22 protein-coding genes are annotated in these 21,854 nt (G+C 66.0%); 9 read left to right on the forward strand and 13 right to left on the reverse strand.

Annotated features, from left to right (window positions below):
* Positions 1-76: 76 nt before the first annotated feature.
* The gene (locus NO363_RS11445; RefSeq protein ID WP_256685213.1) at positions 77-688 is read left to right on the forward strand and encodes an SCP2 sterol-binding domain-containing protein; all 612 of its coding nucleotides are present in this window, start codon (positions 77-79) and stop codon (positions 686-688) included.
* 7 nt (positions 689-695) lie between these two features.
* Here NO363_RS11445 and NO363_RS11450 read toward each other — a convergent pair whose 3' ends face one another.
* The 6 genes from NO363_RS11450 to NO363_RS11475 all read right to left on the reverse strand — a co-directional run bounded on the left by NO363_RS11450 (position 696) and on the right by NO363_RS11475 (position 5,692).
* Positions 696-1,373, reverse strand: coding sequence for a type 1 glutamine amidotransferase (locus tag NO363_RS11450; protein WP_256685215.1), 678 nt, complete (start codon positions 1,371-1,373; stop codon positions 696-698).
* Positions 1,374-1,475: 102 nt separating this feature from the next.
* The gene (locus NO363_RS11455) at positions 1,476-2,633 is read right to left on the reverse strand and encodes a glutamate-cysteine ligase family protein (RefSeq protein WP_256685217.1); all 1,158 of its coding nucleotides are present in this window, start codon (positions 2,631-2,633) and stop codon (positions 1,476-1,478) included.
* Positions 2,634-2,737: 104 nt separating this feature from the next.
* Positions 2,738-4,135, reverse strand: a complete 1,398-nt coding sequence (gene phaC, locus NO363_RS11460; protein ID WP_256685219.1) for a class III poly(R)-hydroxyalkanoic acid synthase subunit PhaC — start codon at positions 4,133-4,135, stop codon at positions 2,738-2,740.
* Complete coding sequence (locus NO363_RS11465) at positions 4,136-4,678, reverse strand: poly(R)-hydroxyalkanoic acid synthase subunit PhaE (RefSeq protein ID WP_256685221.1); 543 nt, start codon at positions 4,676-4,678, stop codon at positions 4,136-4,138.
* A 40-nt stretch (positions 4,679-4,718) separates the two neighbouring features.
* The gene (locus NO363_RS11470) at positions 4,719-5,387 is read right to left on the reverse strand and encodes a hypothetical protein (protein WP_256685222.1); all 669 of its coding nucleotides are present in this window, start codon (positions 5,385-5,387) and stop codon (positions 4,719-4,721) included.
* Complete coding sequence (locus tag NO363_RS11475) at positions 5,384-5,692, reverse strand: AbrB/MazE/SpoVT family DNA-binding domain-containing protein (protein ID WP_256685224.1); 309 nt, start codon at positions 5,690-5,692, stop codon at positions 5,384-5,386. The genes NO363_RS11470 and NO363_RS11475 overlap by 4 nt, the downstream gene beginning before the upstream one ends.
* A 220-nt stretch (positions 5,693-5,912) precedes the next feature.
* Here NO363_RS11475 and NO363_RS11480 point away from each other — a divergent pair, with 220 nt between their 5' ends.
* Positions 5,913-6,488 carry a MaoC family dehydratase gene (locus NO363_RS11480; RefSeq protein ID WP_256685226.1) on the forward strand — a complete coding sequence of 192 codons (576 nt, stop codon included), beginning with the start codon at positions 5,913-5,915 and terminating at the stop codon, positions 6,486-6,488.
* Here NO363_RS11480 and NO363_RS11485 read toward each other — a convergent pair.
* On the reverse strand, positions 6,469-7,329 hold the full coding sequence (locus NO363_RS11485; protein WP_256685228.1) for an alpha/beta fold hydrolase: 861 nt from the start codon (positions 7,327-7,329) through the stop codon (positions 6,469-6,471). The two genes, NO363_RS11480 and NO363_RS11485, sit on opposite strands and share 20 nt — an antisense overlap.
* 174 nt (positions 7,330-7,503) lie before the next feature.
* Here NO363_RS11485 and NO363_RS11490 point away from each other — a divergent pair, with 174 nt between their 5' ends.
* Positions 7,504-7,836: a DMT family transporter gene (locus tag NO363_RS11490; RefSeq protein ID WP_256685230.1), complete on the forward strand. Its 333-nt coding sequence runs from the start codon at positions 7,504-7,506 to the stop codon at positions 7,834-7,836.
* 78 nt (positions 7,837-7,914) lie between these two features.
* Here the strand turns inward: NO363_RS11490 and cgi121 are convergent, their stop codons facing one another.
* The gene (gene cgi121 / locus NO363_RS11495) at positions 7,915-8,412 is read right to left on the reverse strand and encodes a KEOPS complex subunit Cgi121 (RefSeq protein ID WP_256685232.1); all 498 of its coding nucleotides are present in this window, start codon (positions 8,410-8,412) and stop codon (positions 7,915-7,917) included.
* Between the two features lie 25 nt (positions 8,413-8,437).
* Positions 8,438-10,669: an ATP-dependent DNA helicase gene (locus NO363_RS11500; protein ID WP_256685234.1), complete on the reverse strand. Its 2,232-nt coding sequence runs from the start codon at positions 10,667-10,669 to the stop codon at positions 8,438-8,440.
* An 81-nt stretch (positions 10,670-10,750) separates the two neighbouring features.
* On the opposite strand from NO363_RS11500, the gene NO363_RS11505 reads away from it, so the two are divergent.
* Positions 10,751-10,993 (forward strand): ferredoxin, encoded by a 243-nt coding sequence (locus NO363_RS11505; RefSeq protein WP_256685236.1) that lies wholly within the window; start codon positions 10,751-10,753, stop codon positions 10,991-10,993.
* Here the strand turns inward: NO363_RS11505 and NO363_RS11510 are convergent, their stop codons facing one another.
* Both NO363_RS11510 and NO363_RS11515 read right to left on the reverse strand, forming a co-directional pair.
* Positions 10,994-11,497 carry an FxLYD domain-containing protein gene (locus NO363_RS11510; protein WP_256685237.1) on the reverse strand — a complete coding sequence of 168 codons (504 nt, stop codon included), beginning with the start codon at positions 11,495-11,497 and terminating at the stop codon, positions 10,994-10,996.
* The gene (locus NO363_RS11515; RefSeq protein WP_256685239.1) at positions 11,494-12,513 is read right to left on the reverse strand and encodes a DUF7972 family membrane protein; all 1,020 of its coding nucleotides are present in this window, start codon (positions 12,511-12,513) and stop codon (positions 11,494-11,496) included. Before NO363_RS11515 ends, NO363_RS11510 begins: the two co-directional genes overlap by 4 nt.
* An 85-nt stretch (positions 12,514-12,598) precedes the next feature.
* Between NO363_RS11515 and NO363_RS11520 the strand changes: the two genes are divergently transcribed.
* Positions 12,599-12,922 (forward strand): nuclear transport factor 2 family protein, encoded by a 324-nt coding sequence (locus tag NO363_RS11520; RefSeq protein WP_256685240.1) that lies wholly within the window; start codon positions 12,599-12,601, stop codon positions 12,920-12,922.
* On the opposite strand, the gene serS is transcribed toward NO363_RS11520, so the two are convergent.
* The gene (serS, locus tag NO363_RS11525) at positions 12,923-14,302 is read right to left on the reverse strand and encodes a serine--tRNA ligase (protein WP_256685241.1); all 1,380 of its coding nucleotides are present in this window, start codon (positions 14,300-14,302) and stop codon (positions 12,923-12,925) included. It abuts the gene before it with no gap.
* An 80-nt stretch (positions 14,303-14,382) separates the two neighbouring features.
* Here serS and NO363_RS11530 point away from each other — a divergent pair, with 80 nt between their 5' ends.
* The 4 genes from NO363_RS11530 to NO363_RS11545 all read left to right on the forward strand — a co-directional run bounded on the left by NO363_RS11530 (position 14,383) and on the right by NO363_RS11545 (position 19,817).
* A complete protein-coding gene (locus NO363_RS11530) occupies positions 14,383-15,285 on the forward strand; it encodes an MBL fold metallo-hydrolase (protein WP_256685243.1) in 903 nt (300 codons plus the stop codon).
* Between the two features lie 177 nt (positions 15,286-15,462).
* Positions 15,463-16,689: a hydroxyacid-oxoacid transhydrogenase gene (locus NO363_RS11535; protein WP_256685245.1), complete on the forward strand. Its 1,227-nt coding sequence runs from the start codon at positions 15,463-15,465 to the stop codon at positions 16,687-16,689.
* Positions 16,690-16,923: 234 nt separating this feature from the next.
* Positions 16,924-18,711 (forward strand): sulfoacetaldehyde acetyltransferase, encoded by a 1,788-nt coding sequence (gene xsc / locus NO363_RS11540; RefSeq protein ID WP_256685247.1) that lies wholly within the window; start codon positions 16,924-16,926, stop codon positions 18,709-18,711.
* Positions 18,712-18,752: 41 nt separating this feature from the next.
* Complete coding sequence (locus NO363_RS11545) at positions 18,753-19,817, forward strand: phosphate acyltransferase (RefSeq protein ID WP_256685249.1); 1,065 nt, start codon at positions 18,753-18,755, stop codon at positions 19,815-19,817.
* Positions 19,818-20,306: 489 nt separating this feature from the next.
* On the opposite strand, the gene NO363_RS11550 is transcribed toward NO363_RS11545, so the two are convergent.
* On the reverse strand, positions 20,307-21,719 hold the full coding sequence (locus tag NO363_RS11550) for an APC family permease (protein ID WP_256685251.1): 1,413 nt from the start codon (positions 21,717-21,719) through the stop codon (positions 20,307-20,309).
* Positions 21,720-21,854: the final 135 nt, after the last annotated feature.

Below are 21,854 nucleotides of genomic sequence, written 5' to 3' on the forward strand. Positions count from 1 at the left end.
ACACGGCAGACCCTGATAAATTCCCCCGTATCCGACGCGCAACCGTTTTGCCCGCCTCCGTGCTCCGACGAAACGAATGGCGCTCTATCCGACCGAGCAGTGGCTGGCGGCGTACAAGGATCGGCTCGACGACAGCGAGGCGCTCGACGAGGCGGGTGCCGGCTGGGGCGTCGATTTCAACGGTGACATCTACTTCGTCATCACCGACATCCCTGTCTCGGAGACGACGCTCGGCGACCTCCCCGACGAAGCGATGGCGGGCCTCCCGGACGAGTTGCGCGACCAGCTCGCAGACATCCCGCTCGATGCGGCGAACGAGCTGATCGACGAGGAGGTCAGGGCCGAACTCCCGGAGAAGAGCCGCGATCTCCTGCGACAGCTCGACGAGCACATCGTCGACGGCACCGTCTACGCGTTCATCGGGCTGAAGGACGGCGGCTGCGAGAAGGTCGCGGTCGTCGAGGATCCCGCCGAGCGCGACGTCGGATTCAGGCTGCGCGGCACGCACGAAACCTGGTCGGCGCTCGTCGACGGCGATCGCGAGCCGATCCCGGCGACGATGAGCGGCGATCTGGAGGTCGAAGGCGACATGGGGAAAATCCTCCAGTACTCCGACGCGACGGCGCTGCTCGGTGAGATCGCGGCGGAGGTCGAGACGACCCATCTGTTCGAGCGCGCCGATCAGTAACGATCCGTTACGCGACGCGACTCTCGGGTCGGTCGACCCCGCGAACGTAGTCGGTGAAGTTCTCGAACAGCGACTTCGCCTCGCAGGCCGCCGCGTAGTTCGCCTCGGTGATGCCGTCGAGAACGCGCTCGATGCGTTCGTCGGGGAGTTCCTTGCCCAGCGTGACGGTCCGTGCGGTCTCCATGTCGTACTCGGGGTGGAACTGCACGCCGAAGGCGTTCCCGGCGCGGAAGCCGTGGACCCCGTAGTCGTTCTCGGCGGTCCGCTCTGCGCCGGGCGGGAGCTCGGTCACGGCATCGGAGTGGGTCGTGAAGGCCGTCACTGTGTCGTCGAACAGCAGCCCGTCGCCCTCGACCTCGCGATAGCCGATCTCGTACTCGCCCATGTCCTCGACCGTTCCGCCGAGCGCCTCGGCGAGCACCTGGTGGCCGAAACAGACGCCGAGAAGTGGCAGTTCGCGGTCGGTGGCCTCCTCGACCCACTCGACCAACGCGTCAATCCACGGCTCGTCCCAGTAGACCGACGCGCGCGAACCGGTGACGACCGCGGCGTCGAAGGCGAACGTTTCGGGGAGCTCCTCGCGGACGGCGAACTCGACGAGATCGGCGTCGAGTTCCCGGCGGAAGTTCCGGAGGGTGGAGGGCTCCTGTGAGGCGTTGAGAAGCGCGATCCGGGGCCGCTGCATTCTGTAAAAGCCATTGGGACTCTCGACTATTGTACGTTGTGATTCGATGGCTTCGACCGCTGCAACGGACCGAGAGCGGGCGACGCGGACGGGTCGCGATCGTTACAGGAGATCCCGGAACTCACCGTGAACCGTTCCGGTCGCGATGGCCCCCGAGACACCCCTCGCGTCCGAGAAGGGGTGTTGGCATGCACTCACCCCATCCAGGAGCGTCCGCACGTCCTCCTCGAGTCGGTCAGCGTATTCGAGCCGGAGCCGCCTCGCGTCCGGCTTCGAGATGCGCGTGCGACTGCCGATCTCCGCCGCGATCGGGCGGTAGTTCCGCGGATCGATCGACAGCCGTTCGAGATACGACCACACCGCCCGCGAGGCGAGCCCGTCCTCCATCGCCGCCGCGGTGAGCCGCGCGAGCTCCTCGAACGGCGGCACGCGGATACGGTGCGGGCCGACTCCCGGCTCCCCGATCTCGACCGTCTTCGTCCTAGTTTGGGCCACGAGCCGCGCGACATCGCCGGTCAGTGTGGCGATCTGCGAGGGCAGCGCCGTGTCGGGCGTCCGCCACTCGACGGTCGGGAAGTCCCGTCGCACCCGGATCGGCGACGCGATGACGTCGTCGGACCCGAAGTGGGTCGCGAACTCACGGGCCGTGACGCCGCGATCGAGCGCGATCGCACGGAACGACTCGTAGGCGGCGTCGAGATGCTCGTCCCACGCGCCGGCGTCGCTCGTGTACTCCCAGAGATCGCGAAACCGGACGAACTCCGGGCCACACAGCGTCCGATAGGCGTGCGGGCGCGAGGCCGACAGGCCGCCCTCGCCGACGTAGTACGGCGACGAGCTCACGAGCGCGAGCGCGGGATCGAGCGCCGTGAGGAGGTTCACCTGGCGCGCGACGTTGCCGGCATCGAAGTGGATATGCGTTCCAGCACACTGCGTCGCGGGCGTCAGTCCGTCGCCGTAGATCCGTTCGAGGAGTCGCCCGCGATCGCTCACGATCGGCGAGGTACCCTCGGCGAGCGGCGTTCCGAGTGGGACGAGGCGTAACCCCGCCGTGTCGGCCGCGGCGAGCACCGTCCGGAGCGTCGACTGCAGCGTCTCGCGGAGTTCGCGCTCGCTCGCGACCGGCGGCGTCTTGACCTCGATCATCGCGGCGACGAACTCGGGTTCGACGCACTCGTGTGCCGTGACCAGTTCGCGCCCGTCATGGAGCGCGCCCGTTTCGTCGACTACCCAGTATTCGCATTCTACGCCGACTTTCATGATAACTCACCCCCACCCCCGCACGGCAGGGCAGTACACTCCCCGACGATACGGACGCGTTTATAGTTGTCTATATTATGAAAATATTCTTATACGTTTGGGGGCTACTCGGAGAGCTGCGAGAGCCACTCCTCGGCACGGCTCTCGGGGATCTCGGCGGCGTCGGCCACCGTCCCGGCGTCGGCGGCCGCCAGATCGGCGGTCGTCTCGATCCCCGCCTCGCGCAGTCGGTCGGCGTAGGTCGCCCCGATGCCCGAGACGCTCTCGATGTCGTCGGCGCTCTCGGAGCCGCCGGTCGTTTCGTCGGTGTCGTCGTGGGTACTGGTCGGCTCCTGCGTGTCGACCGCCTCGTCGGCCGCGTCGCTCGCGTCCTGAATCTCGATTTCTTCGGCGTCGTCGAGCTGCGACCGCTCCTCGTACCACTCGCAGACCGCGGGCCAGACGTTCTCGTGGGAGCTCCCCGAGACCGAGAGGCCGATGTGGCCCGTCGAATATTCGATGACCTCGGTGTCCTCGCTCCCGATGACCTCGTTGAACGGGATGCTCGTCTCCGAGGGGATCAAGTGGTCGTACTCGCCCGTGATCTGGAGCACGGGCATGTCGATGTTCTCGATGTCTACGTGCTGATCACCCAGGGAGAGCTCGTTGTTGTAGAGCTTGTTCTCCTGGTAGATGTCCGTGACGAACTGGGCGAACGTGTCGCCGGCGACGTCGATCCCCTCCGAGAGCCAGCGCTCCATGCGCCCGAAGTTCTCGATGAAGTCGTCGTTTTCGAGGTTGTCGTAGAGGCGGACGTACTTCGAGACGTAGTTGGAGACGGGATCCATCAGCGCGAAACCCACGTCGAGCATCTCCGCGGGCGCGTTGCCGTAGGCGTCTTTGAGTTCGTCGGGATCGAAGTACTGGTCGTCGCCCCAGAGTTCGAGCACACCGCCCGTGTCGTCGAAGCAGAGCCCCGCAGCCATCAGCCCGAGATTTCGGACTTTCTCGGGGTTGAGCGCGGCGTACATCGCCGACATCGTTCCACCCATGCAGTAGCCCAGAACGTTGATCGCGTCCTGGCCCGACTGCTCGCGCACCTCGTCGACACAGTTGTCGATGTACCGGGTCACGTAGTCCTCAAGCGTGAGATGTTGGTCGAGCCGCGAGGGCTCGTTCCAGTCGATCATGTAGACGTCGAAGCCCGCCTCCAGCAGCCGCCGGATCACCGACCGGTCGGGCTGGAGATCGAGGATGAACGGCTTGTTGATCAGCGCGTAGATGACCAGGATCGGTACGTCGTGCTGTTCGTCCGTCCGCGGCTCGTAGTGCAGCAGTTCGAGCTTGTTCTCCGTATAGACGACCTCGCTGTCGGTCTGGCCGACCTCGACGGAGGCCATCTGAGCGAGCTGTTCGGGGGCGATCTCGGTCTTCTCGATCGCGTCGGCGGCGGCTTCGAAGCTCTGGCGCTGGGCGTCGAGGCTCAGCGAGAACGGATCGAAGGCCGAGGGGCGCTCACTCATCTACTCCTCCAGGAGCCGGTCGAGTTTCTGCGAGACCTCGTGCTGGCGGCGTTCGAGTTCGATCAGCCGCTCGGCCACCTCGTCGACGTCGTCGCGGGTGGCGAAGCCAAGGCTCTCGAGGGTGTCCTGACTCATCTCGTCGACTTCCTGCTGGAGCTCCAGCATGTCGCCGACCAGTTCACCCGTGCCGGCGGCGAAGGCCGTCGTGCCCATCACCTCCGAGAACGCCTCGTTGGCGCTCTGGAGCCAGATGTCGCGGAACTCGCTCACCGCGACGTCCTCGCCCTCGGCGGCGTCGGCGATGCGCGAGTTCATCCGCTCGGCGGCCTCCAGCCAGACCTCGTAGGCACGGCCGTAGCCCGCCATCCCATCCTCGACGGTGTCGGGATCGGGTGTGGAATCCTCGAACGCGCCCATCCACGACTCCATGAACGCGGCCTGGGCCTCCATGTTCTGCTCGAACGACTCGGCGACCGCGTCGTTCATGTCGTTCATCATCGTCGTCCAGCGCTCCTGAACCTCTTCGGGATCGGTGTCGCTCATACTGCTCATTGGTGTGGTTGTCTGAAAAATCTATGTCCGCTCAGGCCGAGACCTGCGTCTCGAACTGCTCGGCCTGCGCTTCGAGCTGTTCCTGGAACTGCTCGACCTGTGACTGGAGTTGCTCCTGAAACTCCGAGGCCTGCTCCAGCTGGCGGTCGGACTGCGCCTCGAACTGCTCCTGGATGTCGGCCATGCGCTCGACCTGCTCGTCGAGCTGGCTGCCGAAGCGCTCGGCGAACTCCTCGTTGCGCGTCGCGGCCTGCTCGACCAGCTCGACTGTCCCCTCCTGGAGCTGTTCGTGTGCCGCGAACAGTTCGTCGACTCCCTCGTCAATCGCCGCGATCGACTCCTCGGTGAGTTCGTCGTGGCCGTCGAGGGCCTCCTCAACGGACGCTTCGAGCTGGTCGAAGCTCTCGGCGTGGAGCTCCTTCAGCCGGTCGAACCCCTCGTCGGCGTTCTCGCGGAACGCACGGACGTTCGTGCCGGCGGGCGTGGCGGTCTCCATCGCCTCGAAGTAGCTCTCGGCGGTGGTTTCGGCGGCTTCGACGGCCTGGCGCTGGAGCGTCTCCTGGCTCTCGATGCTCGAAAGCAGCATCTCGCTGGCGTTTCGCTGGAGATCGAACCCTTGCTCGACGGCGTGCTGGCTCTGCTCTAGAACTGTGCGCTGCATCGCGAACGTCGCTTCGATCGGTGTGGTGTACTGGTTCATGAGTCCTCCCTGTTTCGCTTGACCGGGACGACGACCGTCTGGACGATGTCCCCCTCCTCGATGTCGAGCGCCTCGCGCTCGGCGTCGGGGATCGAGATGCGCCCGCCGCTCTGGACGCGCGTCTTGAACGTCGCCGTCCCCATGCTCGTGGCGGCGATCTCCGACAGACTACTCGGCCCCGATCCGCCGGCGTTCATCAGCTGTTTGGCGAACTCCGTCTGCTGCTCGACGGCCTGCTCGCTTGCCTCTTGGAACTGCTGTGCCCACAACGCCGGCGGCCACATCGCGTCGTCTTCGTCGGTCATCGCTCGCTCTCACGTACACCCTCTGAATGGATAAGCATTGCGCTGATTACCATTGAAGACCATCAAGTGGCAAAGAGAGGTTCAAGAGTCGGCGGACGAAATCCATCTTCACGAGCGATTCGGTCGAAATCCGCCGATCCGACGCCCGAACCGCACAAAAAACACCTGCATGGGAGTCGGAATCGCTTATGTACGTCGATCCCGTAGCCCGGACAGTCCCATGAGTTCAGAATCGAGCCCCTCCACGCTGACCGATGCGTGGGTTCGCAACTCCACGTACTTCCTCGACAGCGTTCTCGCGGCCAACCGCGCCACGCTCGCCGCCTTCGGCGTCGATACCGACCGGGAGGTCGACGCGGGCGAGGAGCGACCGGAATGGACCGTCGAACTCACCGAGGAGCGCCGTGACGCGCTCGCGGTCGGCGACAAGGTCGCGTTCTCGAAACGGCTCACCGACGACGACGTGCGCGCGTTCGCCGCGGCCAGCGGCGACACGAACCCGCTCCACCTCGACGAGGAGTACGCCGAAAGCACGATGTTCGGCGAACGCATCGCCCACGGCACGCTCGTTTCGGGCCTCATTAGCGCCGCGCTCGCACGCCTGCCCGGGCTCGTCATCTATCTCTCTCAGGACGAGGAGTTCCACAACCCGGTCGCGATCGGCGATCGCGTGACTGCCGAGTGCGAGATCGTCGAGGACCTCGGCGAGAGCCGCTACCGACTCCGCACGACGGTGACGAGCGGCGACGAGACGGCCATCGACGGCGAGGCGGTCGTCATGCTCGACGAGCCCTGAGGAAATCGCCGACGACGCGATCGAACTTCTCGGATCGTTCCCGCGGCGGCCAGTGGCCACACCGCTCGAACGGGACGAACTCGCCGTCCGGGATCCGGTCGGCGGCCCGCTCGGACCACGCGATCGGGAAGATCGGATCTTCGCGGCCGTGAATCAACAGCGTCGGCACGTCCAGTTCGTCGAGGCGATCGAGATAACACGTTCGTAGGCCACAGGCACGGAACTCGTCGCGTTGCCACGCCGCGAGCGCGCTGGCTGCCGATGGCTCGACCGCCCGCTCGACGTCGGCGACGAACTCCGGCGAGGGACTGACCGTCACCCCGGCGAGGCTGCCCGCGATCAGCCCCGGAGTGGCCAGTCCAGCGCCCAGCCAGCCGTCGATCCCCGGCGTGTTGAGCAGCGCCGCCCCGCCGGGTCGCCACGCCGCGTCGCGGCCCAGCCCATAGCTATCGGCGAGGACGAGCCGCTCGACCCGTTCCTGGTGATCGAGTGCGTGCCCGAGCGCGACCGCTCCACCCATCGAGATCCCGACGAGGCTCGCGCGCTCGATATCGAGCGCGTCGAACAGCCCGGCGAGCACGGCGCGATAGGACTCCATCGTGTACTCGCTGGCCTCGTCGCTCTCGCCGTGACCCGGGAAATCGGGCGCGATCACGCGGTGGTCCTCGGCGAGTGCCGGGAGCGTGTGTTTCCACGAGACGCTCGCCGCGTCGAGGCCGATGCCGTGGAGCAAGATCACACACTCCCCCTCGCCGGCCGCGAGATATCGAATTCCGATTGATTCGTCACCGACGTCGATCCCGATTCGCTTCGACTCCACGCCGACCAGCCCCTCGTTCATACCCACCTCTCGGGCGAGCGAAGGTATGAGCGTTCGCACCAATCACGATATACCCCCACATGATACACTATCGGGTCACGCCGCGGAGGAACGGGATCATTTTGAAAAGGGTTGCACCGATTGCTCTCACTGCTTTTCGATCGAACTATACAGACGGTAGCTTCAGATATACTGATGAATCCCTACGTACTACTCGCCGCAGCGATCGTCTCCGAGGTCGTCGGAACGACCGCTCTGCAATACGCCGACGGGTTCTCGAACCTCCTCCCGACCGGCGTGCTGATCGCCGGCTATCTGACGTCGTTCTACCTCCTCAGTCTGATCCTGGATCAGCTGCCCATCGGACCGGTGTACGCGACCTGGTCGGCGGTCGCGATCGTCCTCATCACGGTCATCGGAACGGTGTTCCTCGACCAACGGATCGATCCGGCTGGGGCGATCGGGATCGCACTCATCATCGGCGGCGTCTATCTGCTCAACGTCGTTTCCGACGTCTCTGTACACTGAGAAGGTCGTTTCGGCGTCCAGCACGGTTTCCATGTTGGTACGGGGAGACCGAGGTGACTGCCCCACAATCCGTGACGATCACTTCTCGACGTCGAGCAGCGCGACCCGCTCGCGGACCAGGGGTTCGATCCCTGCGTCCGTGGCCGCGAGTTCCCGCTCGCCGATCTCGAAGAACTCGCGGACGCGCGCGGCGTCGAAATCGCTGAGAGTGTCCTCGGCGTCGAGCAGTGGTTCGATCTCGTCCGCTGCCGCATGCTCGTCGCCACCCTCCTCGGCCGCGACGAGCACGACGACCGGCTGGTCGCCCTCACCCACCCCGAGTTCGAGTGCTTGCTGTATCTGACGGCGACCGGCGGCGTAGAGGAGGATCTCGACCGCGCGCTCGCGTGCGATCGCCTCGCCGCGCTCGCGCGCTCGATCAGCGAGTGCGAGTGCGCGTTCGAGATGGGTTCGTGAAACGATATAGCGCGCGTCGAACGCCTGTACCGTACAGTCGTGTTCGTCACCGATCGCGCCGAGCCGGGCGACGAATTCGTCGACGTCCTCGATCGTCACCCGCCCTTCGACGAGTTTCATCAGATTCGCCTCCGTGGACCGACCATCAGAACTCACCGAGGCTCGACTGATCGTTCTCGTCCGACTCGTCGCCGACGACCGCGACCGACCCTGCCAGTTCGACGCCGTCCATCGAGGGGTCGCTCCGCCCGACGTTCTCCAGGACGTTCTCGGCGGTCTTCGTCCGTCCACGCAGTGCTCCCAACACCACCGATTTCTCGGCGTTTCTGAGATCGGCGCGATCCTCGATCCCGGTTTCGAACAGCCGACGGGCGCGCTTGCGACCGACGCCGCGCACGCCCGCGAGATCAATGAGTTCCGTGCGGATACCGTGGGCGACGCGCGTTCTGGCCTCCCTGACGGCGGGTGCCCACTCCAGGCCGAGTTCGCCCGCGAGGCGTTCGGCGGCCGACAGCAGCCACTCGGCGGTGTCGACCTTCCCACGCAGATCGCCTGGACCAATGCCGTAACGATCGGTGATCGTATTCTCGTCGAGTTCGCTCGCCCAGTCGTCGAGCATGCTGGCGGTCTTGAGCGCCGAGAGCCAGTCGTCCCAGCGCTCCTCGAACTCGCTCGGCACGCTGCCCAAGAATTCGGTCTCGTGCTCGTGGGCGATCATGGTGTACTCCTCGCGATCGCCCGAGCGCAAGTAGAGCTCGTACATGTCGGGCGTGCGGCTCACGAGGTGGAAGAGTCCGAGGGCGGTCGGGCGCTCGTCGGCGCTCTGGAGACCGTCGACGATCTCGGCGGCGCTCATCGGGTCGAGATAGAGCCGCGAGACGGTGTGGCCGAGCGAGGTCGCGGTCAGATCGTCGCCGTCGCGTTCGAGGAAGTCGTTGGCGACGAGATAGTCGAGCATCGAGTCCGTGACCCGTTCGAGACGGCCGCCTTCGTCGGTCTGGGTCGCGTAGAGCGTCCGATCGAGAAATTCGAGCAGCCCCGAGCGCGACCCCGCAAATCCGGAGGCGACGGTCGCGAGCAGGTGGGTGCGGAGCGCGGGCTCGGCGGCGAGTTTCGAGCGGACGGGTTCCGGTTCGGTCCAGATATACCTATCGAAGAGTTCGTCGAGTTCGTCGTGGCTCTTCGCGAGCAGCAACGACTCGCCGTAGGGGTCGAGGCCGGGCCGCCCTGCGCGGCCACACATCTGGTGGACTTCGAGAACGGAGAGCGGTTCCATCCCGCCGGCCTCGCCCGAGTAGCGCCGCCAGTCGCGGACGACGACGCGGCGACTCGGCGTGTTGACGCCCGCAGCGAGCGTCGGCGTCGCCGACACCACCTTCAGCAGGCGATCGCGAAAGGCCTCCTCGACGAGTTCGCGATGGTCAGAGGCGAGACCAGCATGATGGAAAGCTGCACCCTCCTCCACTGCGTTCGCCAGATCGGCGCTCGTCTCGGTGTCGCTCACGTCGCGGATCTCGGCGGCGATGTCGGCGAGACGGTCGCGCTCGTCGGCCGTGAGTTCCCCCTCGACCGTACTCGTAAGCCGGCGGGCTTCGGCCTCGGCGTTGCGCCGTGAGTTGACGAACACGAGCGTCGATCCCTCGTCGGCGAGCGTGTCGCGCACGATGGCGGCAGTCGGCTTCTCGCCGTCCCTGACCCCGAGTTCGTGCTGTTCGCCGTCTTCCAGGTGGATCGCCTGGCCGAAGTGGACGCCCTTCTTGAGATCGATCGGTCGCCACGTCGAGTCGACGAGTTCGGCGTCGAGCCAGTCGGCGAGGATCTCGGGGTTGCCGATTGTCGCCGAGAGCGCGACGGTCTGCAGGCCGGGATTTCGCTGGCGGAGTTTCGCGAGCGTGACCTCCAGTGTGGGACCGCGATGGCCGTCGTCGACGAGATGGACCTCGTCGGCGACCACACAGGAAAGCTGGTCGATCCAGGGTGCGTCGTTGCGGACGAGCGAGTCGACCTTCTCGCTGGTCGCGACGATGATGTCACACGTCGCGAGCCACTCGCCGTCCGAATCGTAGTTGCCGGTGGAGACACCGACGGTGAGCCCGTACTGCTCGAAGGTCTCGAACTCGGCGCGTTTCTCGCCGGCGAGCGCGCGCAGCGGGACGATGTAGAGCGCTTTGCCGCCGCGGGTGACGCTCGCGGTCATGGCGAGTTCGGCGATCAGGGTCTTTCCCGACGCCGTGGGGACGCTCGCGACCAGACTCTCGCCCTCGGTAACGCCCGCTTCGACGGCCTCCGCCTGGGGCGGGTAGAGTTCCTCGATCCCCTCCCCACCCAGATGCTCGGGCAGCCACTCCGGGACCGCCGACAGCTCCGAGACGTGCATTACCCCTTTCTGTGTGCCGCTCACCGTTTAAACCGTCGGAGTAGCCGTCAGCCATATGGTCGCGCCGGGGGAAGCGAGCGCATGCGAGTCGAATTCGATCGCGAGACCTGTATCGGTATGTTCCAGTGCGTCGCCGAGTGGGAGGGGTTCGAGCGCGACGAGGACGCCGGCAAGGCGATCCTGGTCGATGGCGAGGAAGAAGAGCCCGCGAAATTCGTCCGCGAAGTGCCCGAGGACGCCGAGTTGGACGCGAAGTTCGCCGCCCGCGTCTGTCCCGTCGACGCCATCACCATCCACGAGGACGGCGAACAGATCGTCCCCTGATCAGGCGAGCGAGCCGAGCACGGCGATCTCGTACGAACCGACGTCGCTCGGTTTTTCGAGCACGATGACGTCGAAGCTCCAGGTCGCGCCGGCCGCGAGATCGTGCGTGCTGTCGAGATATCGCCCGAGCTGCTCGCCGTCGTCGTTGTAGACGCGCGTGCGGACCTCGACCAGTTCGACGCGCTGCTGGCCGGTGTTCTCGACGGTGCCCTGGATCACGACGCCGCGGTAGTCGTCCTTGACGTCGAGTTCGTGGCTTCGGAGGACGAGCACGTCGAGCGGGACGGCGTAGTCGCTGCCGACACGCTCGGCGCGCGCCGCGGCGGCAGATGCCGCGCTGGCGTTCGATTCGTTGGCCGCAGGCGGATCGACCGTTCGGCCGGCTTCGTAGTCGGCGGTGTCGGGCCGATCGGTACAGCCGGCGAGAGCGGCGGGAACGCCCGTGCCGACGAGCGCGAGAAAGCGGCGGCGGGTCGAGCGTGTGCGGTCGCCGGGATCACTCATCGGTCGTCCTCCATTTCGAGATCGAGCGAGCGCTGCGAATCGCGGAGGACGAACGGGCCGATGGCGAGCGTTCGCTGGGCGATCGTCCCGAGACGGACGATGTACGCGACGAGCACGAAAAACGGGGCCGACGCGACCGCGGCGGCCGCGCTGACGACGAAGACGACGTTCTCGATGCCGAGCGTCGAGCCGATGACCGAGTTCGGGTTCAAATAGAGCAATCCCGCGATCGAGACTGCGAGGGCCGGCACGCCGGTGTACAGGATATCACGCGAGAGGTCGACCAGCTCCCGTCGGAAGTAGAGCGTCTTGAAGTGTTCGCGCGCCGGGCCGAACAGGAAGAGCACGTCGAGTAGCTCCTCGAAGGCCTCGTGTTCGGTCTCGTCGAGCGAGTCGGCGTAGGCCGACCGGACCCGCCGCGTCGCGTAGATGTTCCAGGAGTAATCGTAGTTCAAAACGGTGCCGATGACGTCGAAATCGCCGAAATCGGCGTCGGAGAGTCGATCACCGATCGTGGCCGCGTGCTCGCCCATGCGTTCGGTGAGATCGGTCACGCTCTCGCGCACGGCATCGTCCTCGTTGTCGGCGACCGCCGCTTCGAGCGACGACGCGCGATCCTCGCTCAATTGCATGAACGTCCGCATGAACGAGGCGGGGTCGGCCGGTGCGACCGAGCCGGTGAACGATTCGATGTCCTGACGGAAATCGACCGCGCCGGCCATCCGGTCGCGTTGCTCGCCGAGCGGGCCGAGTTCGCGCGAGAGGACGAGCTGGTTGAGCGTGACGACGAGCGTGATGCCAGTGACCAGCGACATGACGAACGACTGGAACAGCCGTTCGACGTGCGTTCCCTGCCGGATCAGCGTGCGCAACGGGATCGTGTTGACCGCGCCGACGGCGACGAGCACGACGAACAGCCCGCCGGTCAGCAGCGCGGCGACGACGGCGCGGTTGGCGGTGAGCAACAGCCACGAGCGCAGCCGGCCATCGTCGTCATCCGGGCCGGAATCACTCATATCCACGGGAGTTCCGTGGCCGACAAAAGCTCTCGGGCTGCATATGAGCCGGCAGGCTCTTTCCGGTCGCCGCCGCAACGAACCCATGAGCGCCCGCACCGTCCGGTCGTACTACCACTCGATCGACGAGAAGCGCTACGACGACCTCGAGGAACTCATCGCGCCCGACTTCGTCCACGAGCGCCCGGACCGCACGTTCGAGGGCCGGAAGACGTTCGTCGCGTTCATGCGCGACGAGCGCCCGCGGACCGAGACGAGCCACGAACTCGACAGGCTCTACGACGACGGCGACGAGATCGCCGTCCGCGGCCGCCTGCTCGACGAGAACGGCGATCGCCTGTTCGGGTTCGTCGACGTCCACACGATCGACGACGGGGCGATCGCGCGCATCGAGACCTACACCGACTGACTATTCCTTGCGGCCCGCTCCGACCGCGCTCTCGCCGACCGGCTCGTGGCCCTCGATGCGCTCCTGGCCGCCCATGTACGGTCGGAGCGGTTCGGGAACCTCGACCGTGCCGTCCGGGTTCTGGTAGTATTCGAGAATGGCGACCATCACGCGCCCGATGGCGGTGCCCGAGGCGTTCAGGGTGTGAAGGTAGTCGGCCGACTCGTGGCGCTCGGGGCGATATCTGAGCCCGGCCCGGCGGGCCTGGAACGCCTCGAAGTTCGAGGCCGAGGAGACTTCGAGCCAGCGACCGCCCTCCTCGGGACCCTCTTCCATGTCGTCGCCGGGAGCCCAGACTTCGAGGTCGTAGGTCCGCGCCGAGCCGAAGGTGAGATCGCCGGTGCAGAGATCGAGCACGCGGTAGGGGAGGTCGAGCCGGCGGAGCGTCTCCTCGGCCTCGGCGAGCAGCCCCTCCAGGCGCTCGTCGCTCTCCTCGGGCCGGACGAAGTTCACGAGTTCGACCTTGTTGAACTGGTGGACCCGGACGATCCCACGAGTTTCGGTGCCGTGTTCGCCCGCCTCGCGCCGGAAATTGGGGGTATAGGCCTGGTGTTTGATCGGGAGATCGTCGTCGAGCAGGATCTCCTCGCGATACATGTTCGTCACCGGGACTTCGGCGGTGGGACAGAGCCAGAGATCGTCGTCGCCGTAGGCCTCGTGTTCGCTCCCGCCGACCCGGTAGGCGTCGTCGGCGAACTTCGGGAGCTGGCTCGTCCCGGTCATCGACTTGCTGTTGACCGGCACGGGCGGGAAGACGTCGACGTACTCCTGCTCGCGGTGCAGATCGAGCATGAACTGGATGAGTGCGTGTTCGAGCCGCGCGCCGTCGCCCTTGAGGAAGTAGAAGCCCGCACCCGTGGTCTTCGCGCCGCGCTCGAAGTCGAGGATCTCCATCTCCTCGCCCAGATCGTAGTGGGGCGTCACCTCGTCGGGCAGTTCGCGCAGGTCGTCGAACCCCTCACGGCGGACCTCGACGTTGTCCGATTCGTCCGCGCCCTCGGGCACGCCCTCCTGGGGGACGTTCGGGATTTCGAGCAGGGCTTCGTTCAGTCGGGTTTCGAGATCGTCGGCGCGCTCCTCGATCTCGGCGATGTCGTCCTTGAGATCCTGCGAGCGCGCGATGGCCTCCTCAGCCTCCTCGTCCTCGCCGGCCTGTTTGAGTTCGCCGATACGGTTCGAGACCTCGTTGCGTTCGTGGCGGAGTTCGTCGCCCCGGTTCTTCGCTTCGCGCCAGCGGTCGTCGATGTCGAGCACGTGATCGAGGTCGACGTCGGCCCCGCGGGCGTCGAGGGCCGCGCGCACCTCGTCGGTGTGCTCGCGGAGATACTGTCTGTCGAGCATTTCCCGGCGATTGCGCGCCGTGTGACAAAATCCTATTGTTCGACGGGAGGTTTTTCACGGCGCTCGGCGTTCCGAGAGACATGGCAATCGGGGACGTGTTCACCGTCGATGGCTGTTCGGAACTCCACTACGTCGATACCGGGATGTACGACACCGCGGAGTACGGCGCGGTCTACATCCTCGATGCCGACCGCCCCGCGCTGATCGACACCGGCATCGGCACCAGGTATGAAAACATCCTCGACGCGCTCGACGAGGTTGGCATCGCCCGTGAGGAACTGGCCTATATCCTCCCGACCCACGCCCACCTCGATCACGCTGGCGGGACGGGCTATCTCGCCGAGGCCTGTCCGAACGCCACCGTGCTGACCCACGAGATCGGCGTTCCTCACCTGATCGATCCCGAGCGCCTCGTCGCGGGAACCAAGGCCGCCGTCGAGAGCCAGTGGGAGTATTACGCCGATCCGAAACCCGTGCCCGAAGGTCGCATCGAGGGGCTCTCGGACGGCGACGAGATCGACTGCGGGAACCATACGCTCGCCGTCCACCACGCGCCGGGCCACGCTCCCCACCAGGTGATGTTCCACGACCGCGAAAACGACGCCCTGTTCACCGGCGACGCGGCCGGCATCTGGATACCAAGCATCGAGACGATCCGTCAGACCTCGCCGCCCTCGAACTTCGATCTGGAGGCCTGTCTCGCCGACATCGAAACGATCCGCGAGATCGATCCCGATGTCCTGTGTTTCGGCCATTTCGGTCCCCGGGAGTACGACGGTGCGCTGATGGACGAGTACGAACGGATTCTGGAGGAGTGGGTCGCGGACATCGAGAGCGCACGTGCCGAGTTGGATGACGACGAAGCGGTCATCGAGCGGTTCGTCGAGCGCAGCGACATGGCCGAGGCGTGGTCCGAACGGAAGGCCAGCGCCGAGGAACGGTTGAACGTCCGCGGCGTGCTCGCGTATCTCGACCAGCGATAGATCCGGTAGCTGGTGGGACTCGGAAGCGGTGACGAACGTCTCGACGACACTTATCGCGCGAACGAACGCTCCGATCCTGTGTCGGTCACGTTACCGACTATGGTAGAAGTATTGCACTGCTAGCCAATGTTCCACCCCACAAGATATATTTATTCGAAAATCCTGTGCCGAGGTGGAATGAGTGGCGAGCTGTACGAGCCAGAGACGGTCTGGGAGTTCGAGATGGGCGACCGGGTGAAGTTCGGCGTCGGAGCCAGCAGCGAACTCCCATCGGCGATCCACGAGCACGGCGCGTCGTCGGCGTTGTTCGTCACCGACCAGGGGGTTGCTGACGCGGGCATCGTCGACCACCTCCGCGGCGTGCTCGACGACCACGACATCGAGACGGCGGTCCATGCGGCCGTCGAACCCGAGCCGTCGGTGGCGGTCTACGACGAGGCGATACGGGCCGCCGAAACGTTCGATGCGGAGCTCGTCGTCGGCGTCGGCGGCGGGAGTTCGATGGATGTCGCCAAGACTGCGAGCGCTCTACTCGGCGACGACGGATCGGTGCTCGACTACGCCGCCCCGCCGATCGGCGAGGGGCGCTCGGTGCCCGCCACGGGTCGTCCGTGTCTCTGCATTCCGACGACGTCCGGGACCGGCTCCGAGACTTCGCCCGTCGCCGTGGTCTCGGTCGCAGCGGAGAACCGAAAGATCGGGCTCTCCGACCGCCGGCTGCGCCCGGCAATGGCGCTCGTCGATCCGACGCTCGTCACGTCGCTACCGCCGGCCCCGACCGCCTTTTCGGGCATGGACGCGCTCGGCCATGCCATCGAATCGTACTCGGCGGTACGGTACGACGCGAAGCCACGACCTTCGACCCCCGAGGAGCGCCCCGACTACAACGGGCGGTCACTCCTCACCGACCAGCTGGCGCGGAAGGCGATCGAGCTCGTGGGCGATAACCTCCGGCGGGCGGTCGACAACGGGAACGACCTCGACGCGCGCCGGAACATGGCGCTCGCGAGCCTGCTTGCGGGGATGGCGTTCACGAACGCCGGAACGACCGCCGCCCACGCGCTCGCGATGGCCACCGGCGCGGTCGTCGACATCCCACACGGCGTCGCGGTGGCGATATTCCTGCCGGAGGTGATGCGGTACAACGCCCAGAGCGCGCCCGAGCGGTTCGACGAGATCGTCGCTCTCCTCGGAGCGGACGACACCACGGCGACGGCGAGCGAGGCCGTCGAGGAGCTGCGCCACGACGTGGGTGTCGCCGACGGTCTCGGCGAATTCGGCGTGACCGAGGACCGGGTCGGCGAGCTGGCCGACAGGACGATCGGCATGGACCGGCTGCTCTCGCGGAACGCCCGGCGCATGACCCGTGACGATGCCGAGCGGATCCTCCGGCGGGCGCTCTGAGCGCTTCGGCCCGACGGAGAGGACGATGAACAGTACTCTCACCGGTCGTCGGTCAGCAGTCGTCACGACCGTCGAAGAACGTTGGCAGTGCCGACAGACTTCAGAACAACACTCGCCATTATCGACGTTATTTTATCCAATCTATCTCATTTTGTTGTAGTTTCTTCCCAGAGTTTGAGCTGAGACGGAAGTTATAAGTCATTCCGTGGTATGGATGCAAGTGGGTCGAACGGAATGTCACGACAGCAAGCACCACCACCGACCGAGGACGCACCGCTCCACGAGGGTGAGACGATGTCGCCGAGCGAGGCGCTGCTCGAACAGTTCGTCGCCGAGGACGCCGACGTGATGTTCGGGATCGTCGGCTCGGCGTTCATGGACTTCCTCGACATCATGCCGCAGGCGGGCATCCGCTACCTGCCCGTCCGCCACGAACAGAACGCCGCCCACATGGCCGACGGCTACGCCGAAGCGCTCTGTGGCCGCGAACCGGGCATCTGCGTCGCCCAGAACGGTCCCGGCGTCACCAACATGGTCACCGGGATCAAGGCCGCCCAGCTCAACCACTCGCCGGTGATCATGCTCTCGCCGGCCGCCACCACCGGTTCGATAGGAACTGATGGGTTCCAGGAGGCCGACACCATGTCGATCTTCGACGAGTGTGTCGACTGGCAGGGCCGTCTCGAAGACAACAGCCGCGTCGCCGAGTACGTGCGGACGGCCTACCGCGAGTCACTGACCGAGATGGGGCCCACTCAGATCGACTTCGCCCGCGATCAGCTCTACGGCGAGATCGAGACCGACGTGCTCCAGCCCAACCAGTACCGTCAGGAAAGCATCGGTGCGGCCGACGACTCGAAGGTGAGCGAGGCCGCGACCATGCTCTCGGAGGCCGACAACCCGGCGATCATCGCCGGCCTCGGGACGATCTACTCCGACGCGATCGACGAGGTCGCCGACCTCGCCGAGGAGTTGAACGCGCCGGTGGCGAACTCCTACCTCCACAACGACAGCTTCCCGATCAGCCATCCCCTCGCTGTGGGCGCGCTCGGCTACGGCGGCTCGAAGGCCGCGATGGAGACGCTCTCGGAGGCCGACTGCGTGCTCGCCGTCGGCAGCCGCCTCAGCGGCTTCGGTCTCCTCCCCCAGTACGGGATGGACTGGTTCCCCGAGGACGCCGACGTCATCCAGATCGACGCCGACGCCTCCCAGATCGGCCGCACCACGCGCGTCGAGTTGGGTCTAGTCGGCGACGCCGCCGAAACCGTCCGCGGTCTCGCCGGCGATCTCGACGCCTCTGCCGGTGCGGACGACTCGCGCGTCGACGAGATCAAACAGGCCTACGCCGACTGGAAGGACGAGCTCGAAGAGATGTCCCAGTCGGATCAGATGCCGATCCACCCGCGGCGCGCGCTCTGGGACGTCGCACAGGCGCTGCCCGAGAACACGATGGTCTCGACCGACATCGGCAACACCTGCTCGATGGCCAACGCCTACCTGGAGTTCGACAATCCGGGTAACTTCCTCGCCGCCGGGACGTACGGCAACTGCGGGTTCGCCTACCCCGCGGCCATCGGCGCGAAGGTCGCCCGACCCGACGACCCCGCAGTGGCGCTCGTCGGCGACGGCGCGTGGGGCATGCAGTCGATGAACGAGATCATGACCGCCGTCCGCGAGGACATTCCGGCCGTCGCGGTCGTGTTCAACAACATGGAGTGGGGTGCCGAAAAGCAGAACCAGTACTGGTTCTACAACGACCGCTTCGTCGGCACCGACCTGCCCGAGAACCCCGATTTCGCCGAGATCGCCCGCGACATGGGCGCACACGGTACGCGGGTCAAAGATCCGGACAACGTCCAGTCGGCGATGACCGACGCGCTCCAGTCGGGCGAGCCCGCCGTCGTCGAGATCATGACCGACGGCACCGAGCTACTCGAACCGTTCCGCCGCGACGCGCTCGACGATCCCGAGCGCGTCCTGGAGAAGTACCGCCAGCCCGGCGACGCCAACTACGAGGGCTGAGCCGGCGGCGGTCACCGACCGTCACCGCATTCGAACCATCGATGAGCCTTCTTTCACGACTTCGCGAACAAGCACGGACGGCGAGCCCACGCATCGTTCTCCCCGAAGCTCACGACAGCCGCGTGCGCGAAGCGGCCATCAGGGCCGCACACGACGGTATCGCCGAGCCAGTGCTGTTGGGTACCGACGAGGGATCACGAGCACTGTGTGCCGAACACGATCTGCCGCGGGGCGCACTCACCGTTCTCGATCGGTCCGACGAGCGGATCGAGGAGAATGCCGCCGCGTACGCCGCGCTGCGCGACGTACCCGTGTCGGCCGCAAAGCGCGTGCTCGACGACGAGTTGGTGCTCGGGGCGTGGCTCGCGCGCACCGGCGAGGCCGAGGGGCTAGTCGCAGGTGCGACCCATCCGACCGCCGAGGTGGTCGCGACGGCCAACGGGATCGTCGGCCTGGATCCGCTGGTCGACACCGCATCGAGCTACTTCCTGATGGCGTTCGACGACCCGGCCATCGGCGAGAACGGTGCGCTGCTCTACGCCGACTGCGGGGTGAACATCGACCCGGACGACGAGCAGCTGGCGGACATCGCGCTCGCAACCGCCGCGACCGCCGAGGAGCTCCTCGGCTGGGAGCCACGGGTCGCCATGCTCTCGTTCTCGACGAAGGGGAGCGCGAGCCACGAGACCGTCGACGAGATCCGACGGGCGACCGAACTGGCCCGCGAGCGGATGGGCGGACTCTGCATCGACGGCGAGTTGCAGAGCGACGCGGCGCTCGTCCCGAGCATCGCCGAACGCAAGAACGGGGATGCAGGTATCGTTAACGGCGACGCGAACGTGCTCGTCTTCCCGGATCTGAACGCGGGCAACATCGCCTACAAACTCACCGAGCGGCTCGCGGGCGCGACGGCGCTCGGCCCGGTGTTGCAGGGCTACGCGCGACCGCTGAGCGATCTCTCGCGCGGCGCGAGCGCCGACGACGTCTACGACATCGTTACGATCACGGCCGCCCGCGCCGCGGTGAGCGAGGGGTTCGCCGACGGGACGATCCTCGAACGCGGGCAGTTGGCTCGACGCGAACAGGAGCCGCCACACCCTGAGTGATTGGCGGATCGCCGTATCGATCATCGGGCGACCGTTTTTGCTAACGATCTCCATTTCACGGGAGTCCGTTCGACCGCACCGACAGCGGGATCGCTGTTCACGGTGATGGCGAGCGTTCGTGGCGTCCGAACGGAGATCTCGGCTGCTGGCAGTATCGATCCGGACAGATCGCGTCACGCTGCGCTCACTGGCTCTCGGACGTCATCGGTCCCGAAACGTCACCGATGATGGCGTTCGTCGAGTGTGTAGGGATGCGACAGCTCTGTATTATGATCGCCGACGTCGCTTCGGTTCTGCTCTCGATCACTCCTAGCTATCGGGCCAGCGCGTCGTGACGACGGCGAGCGAAACAGGAGTGCCGTGTTTCTGACGAATGGGTGCTGTTTTGGAGCCCTCCCCAAGAAAATCGTCATCAATCGAAAGTGGGTGCTGACGGCCGCCGGTCGGAAGCGAGGGGCTGTCGGCAGCGCGGTCGAGAAGGGGTGTGTACTACTGCTGTTCCGACACCGGCTGTCGGGTCTCCTCCATCGTGGTTTCGGTCGTCGTCCGCCGTGAGAGCGCGAACAGCACCGCGCCGAGGACGATCCAGGCGACGACGATCGCCCACTCGCGCGGCCAGAGCAGCGCCGAGGGCGCGCCGGGCATGTAGAGCCCGATGAAAAACAGCGTCACGATCATCCCGGCGATGCCGAAGGTGTAGCCACCGGGGAGCTTGAACGGCCGCTCCATCTCGGGTTCGTTGTAGCGCAGCGCGACGAACGACAGCGCGACGGTGAACCAGGCGAGCACGATCCCGAGCGAGCCGGCGTTGATGATCGAGCTGACGAAGTTGCCGCCGAACCACGGCGCGGCCATCGAGAGCGCGCCGATGAGGACGATCGCGCGCGAGGGCGTGTTGTACTCGGGATGGACCGTGGCGAGCGATTCGGGCAGGAGCCCCGAGTCGGCCATCGCGAAGACGATGCGGCTCGCGCCGATGACGAACGCGCTCCAGCTGGTGAGCAGCGCGCCGATGCCGACGATCGTCATCAGCTTGCCCGCCACGGTGCTGCCGAAGATCGCGCTCATCGCCGTCGCGGCCGGCACGAGGCTGTCGCCGAGCGCGCCCGCGGCGACGGCCCCGCCGGCCGCCCAGATGCTGACGATGTAGAACAGGCCGACCGTCGCGACGACCGCGAGCACCACCAGCGCGAGCGAGCGCGAGGACATATCGGCCTCCTCGGCGGCCTGTGGCACGACGTCGAAGCCGACGAACAGCATCGGCACCTGGATGGCGACGGTCGTGATTCCGAGCACCGGCGCGCCACCGAAGGCCGCGTTCGAGATCGATGGTCCGACGGTGAGCGAGCCCGTCACGAGCGCGATGCCCGAGATGGCGATGATCGTCGCGAGAACGAGCTGTACCTGCGCGGTGATCTCGACGCCGCGGTAGTTCAGATACGTGATCGCGAGAATGCCGAGGAATCCGACTGCGACCCACGAGCCGTAGACGGTCTGGCCCGCGAACGTCCAGAGTGCCAGCACGTCGAAGCCGGGAATCAGATAGGAGAACCCGATGCCGAGAGCGATCGACTGGAAGCCGACGACACCCATGTAGCCGAGCAACAGCGACCAGCTACAGACGAAGGAGACCGCCGGCCCGAACGCGCGGTGGGTGTAGACGTGCTCGCCGCCCGCGAACGGCATCGCCGAGACGAGTTCGCCGTAGATGAGCGCGACGAGGAGCACGAGCACCCCACCGATGGCGAAGGCAGCCATCGCCCCGTACGGTCCCGCTTCGTCGATCCAATAGCCCATCTGGATGATCCAGCCCCAGCCGACGATCGCGCCGAAGCCGATGGCGAACAGCTGCCATCGTGAGAGGACCCGTTCCAGCGATCCATCCGTGGTATCACCAGTCATGCTACCGCAATACATTCGCGAATACTTTAATGTTATGTATATTTGTTGGAGTTTGTTGTAGCTATAGCCAGTATTCTTGCTGTATTCGTCAGAATTTAACCGCCGATCGGGACGCCGTCGTCGGGTTTTGTTGCC

Origin of the sequence: Halococcus qingdaonensis (assembly GCF_024508235.1) — an archaeon.
Lineage (GTDB): Archaea > Halobacteriota > Halobacteria > Halobacteriales > Halococcaceae > Halococcus > Halococcus qingdaonensis.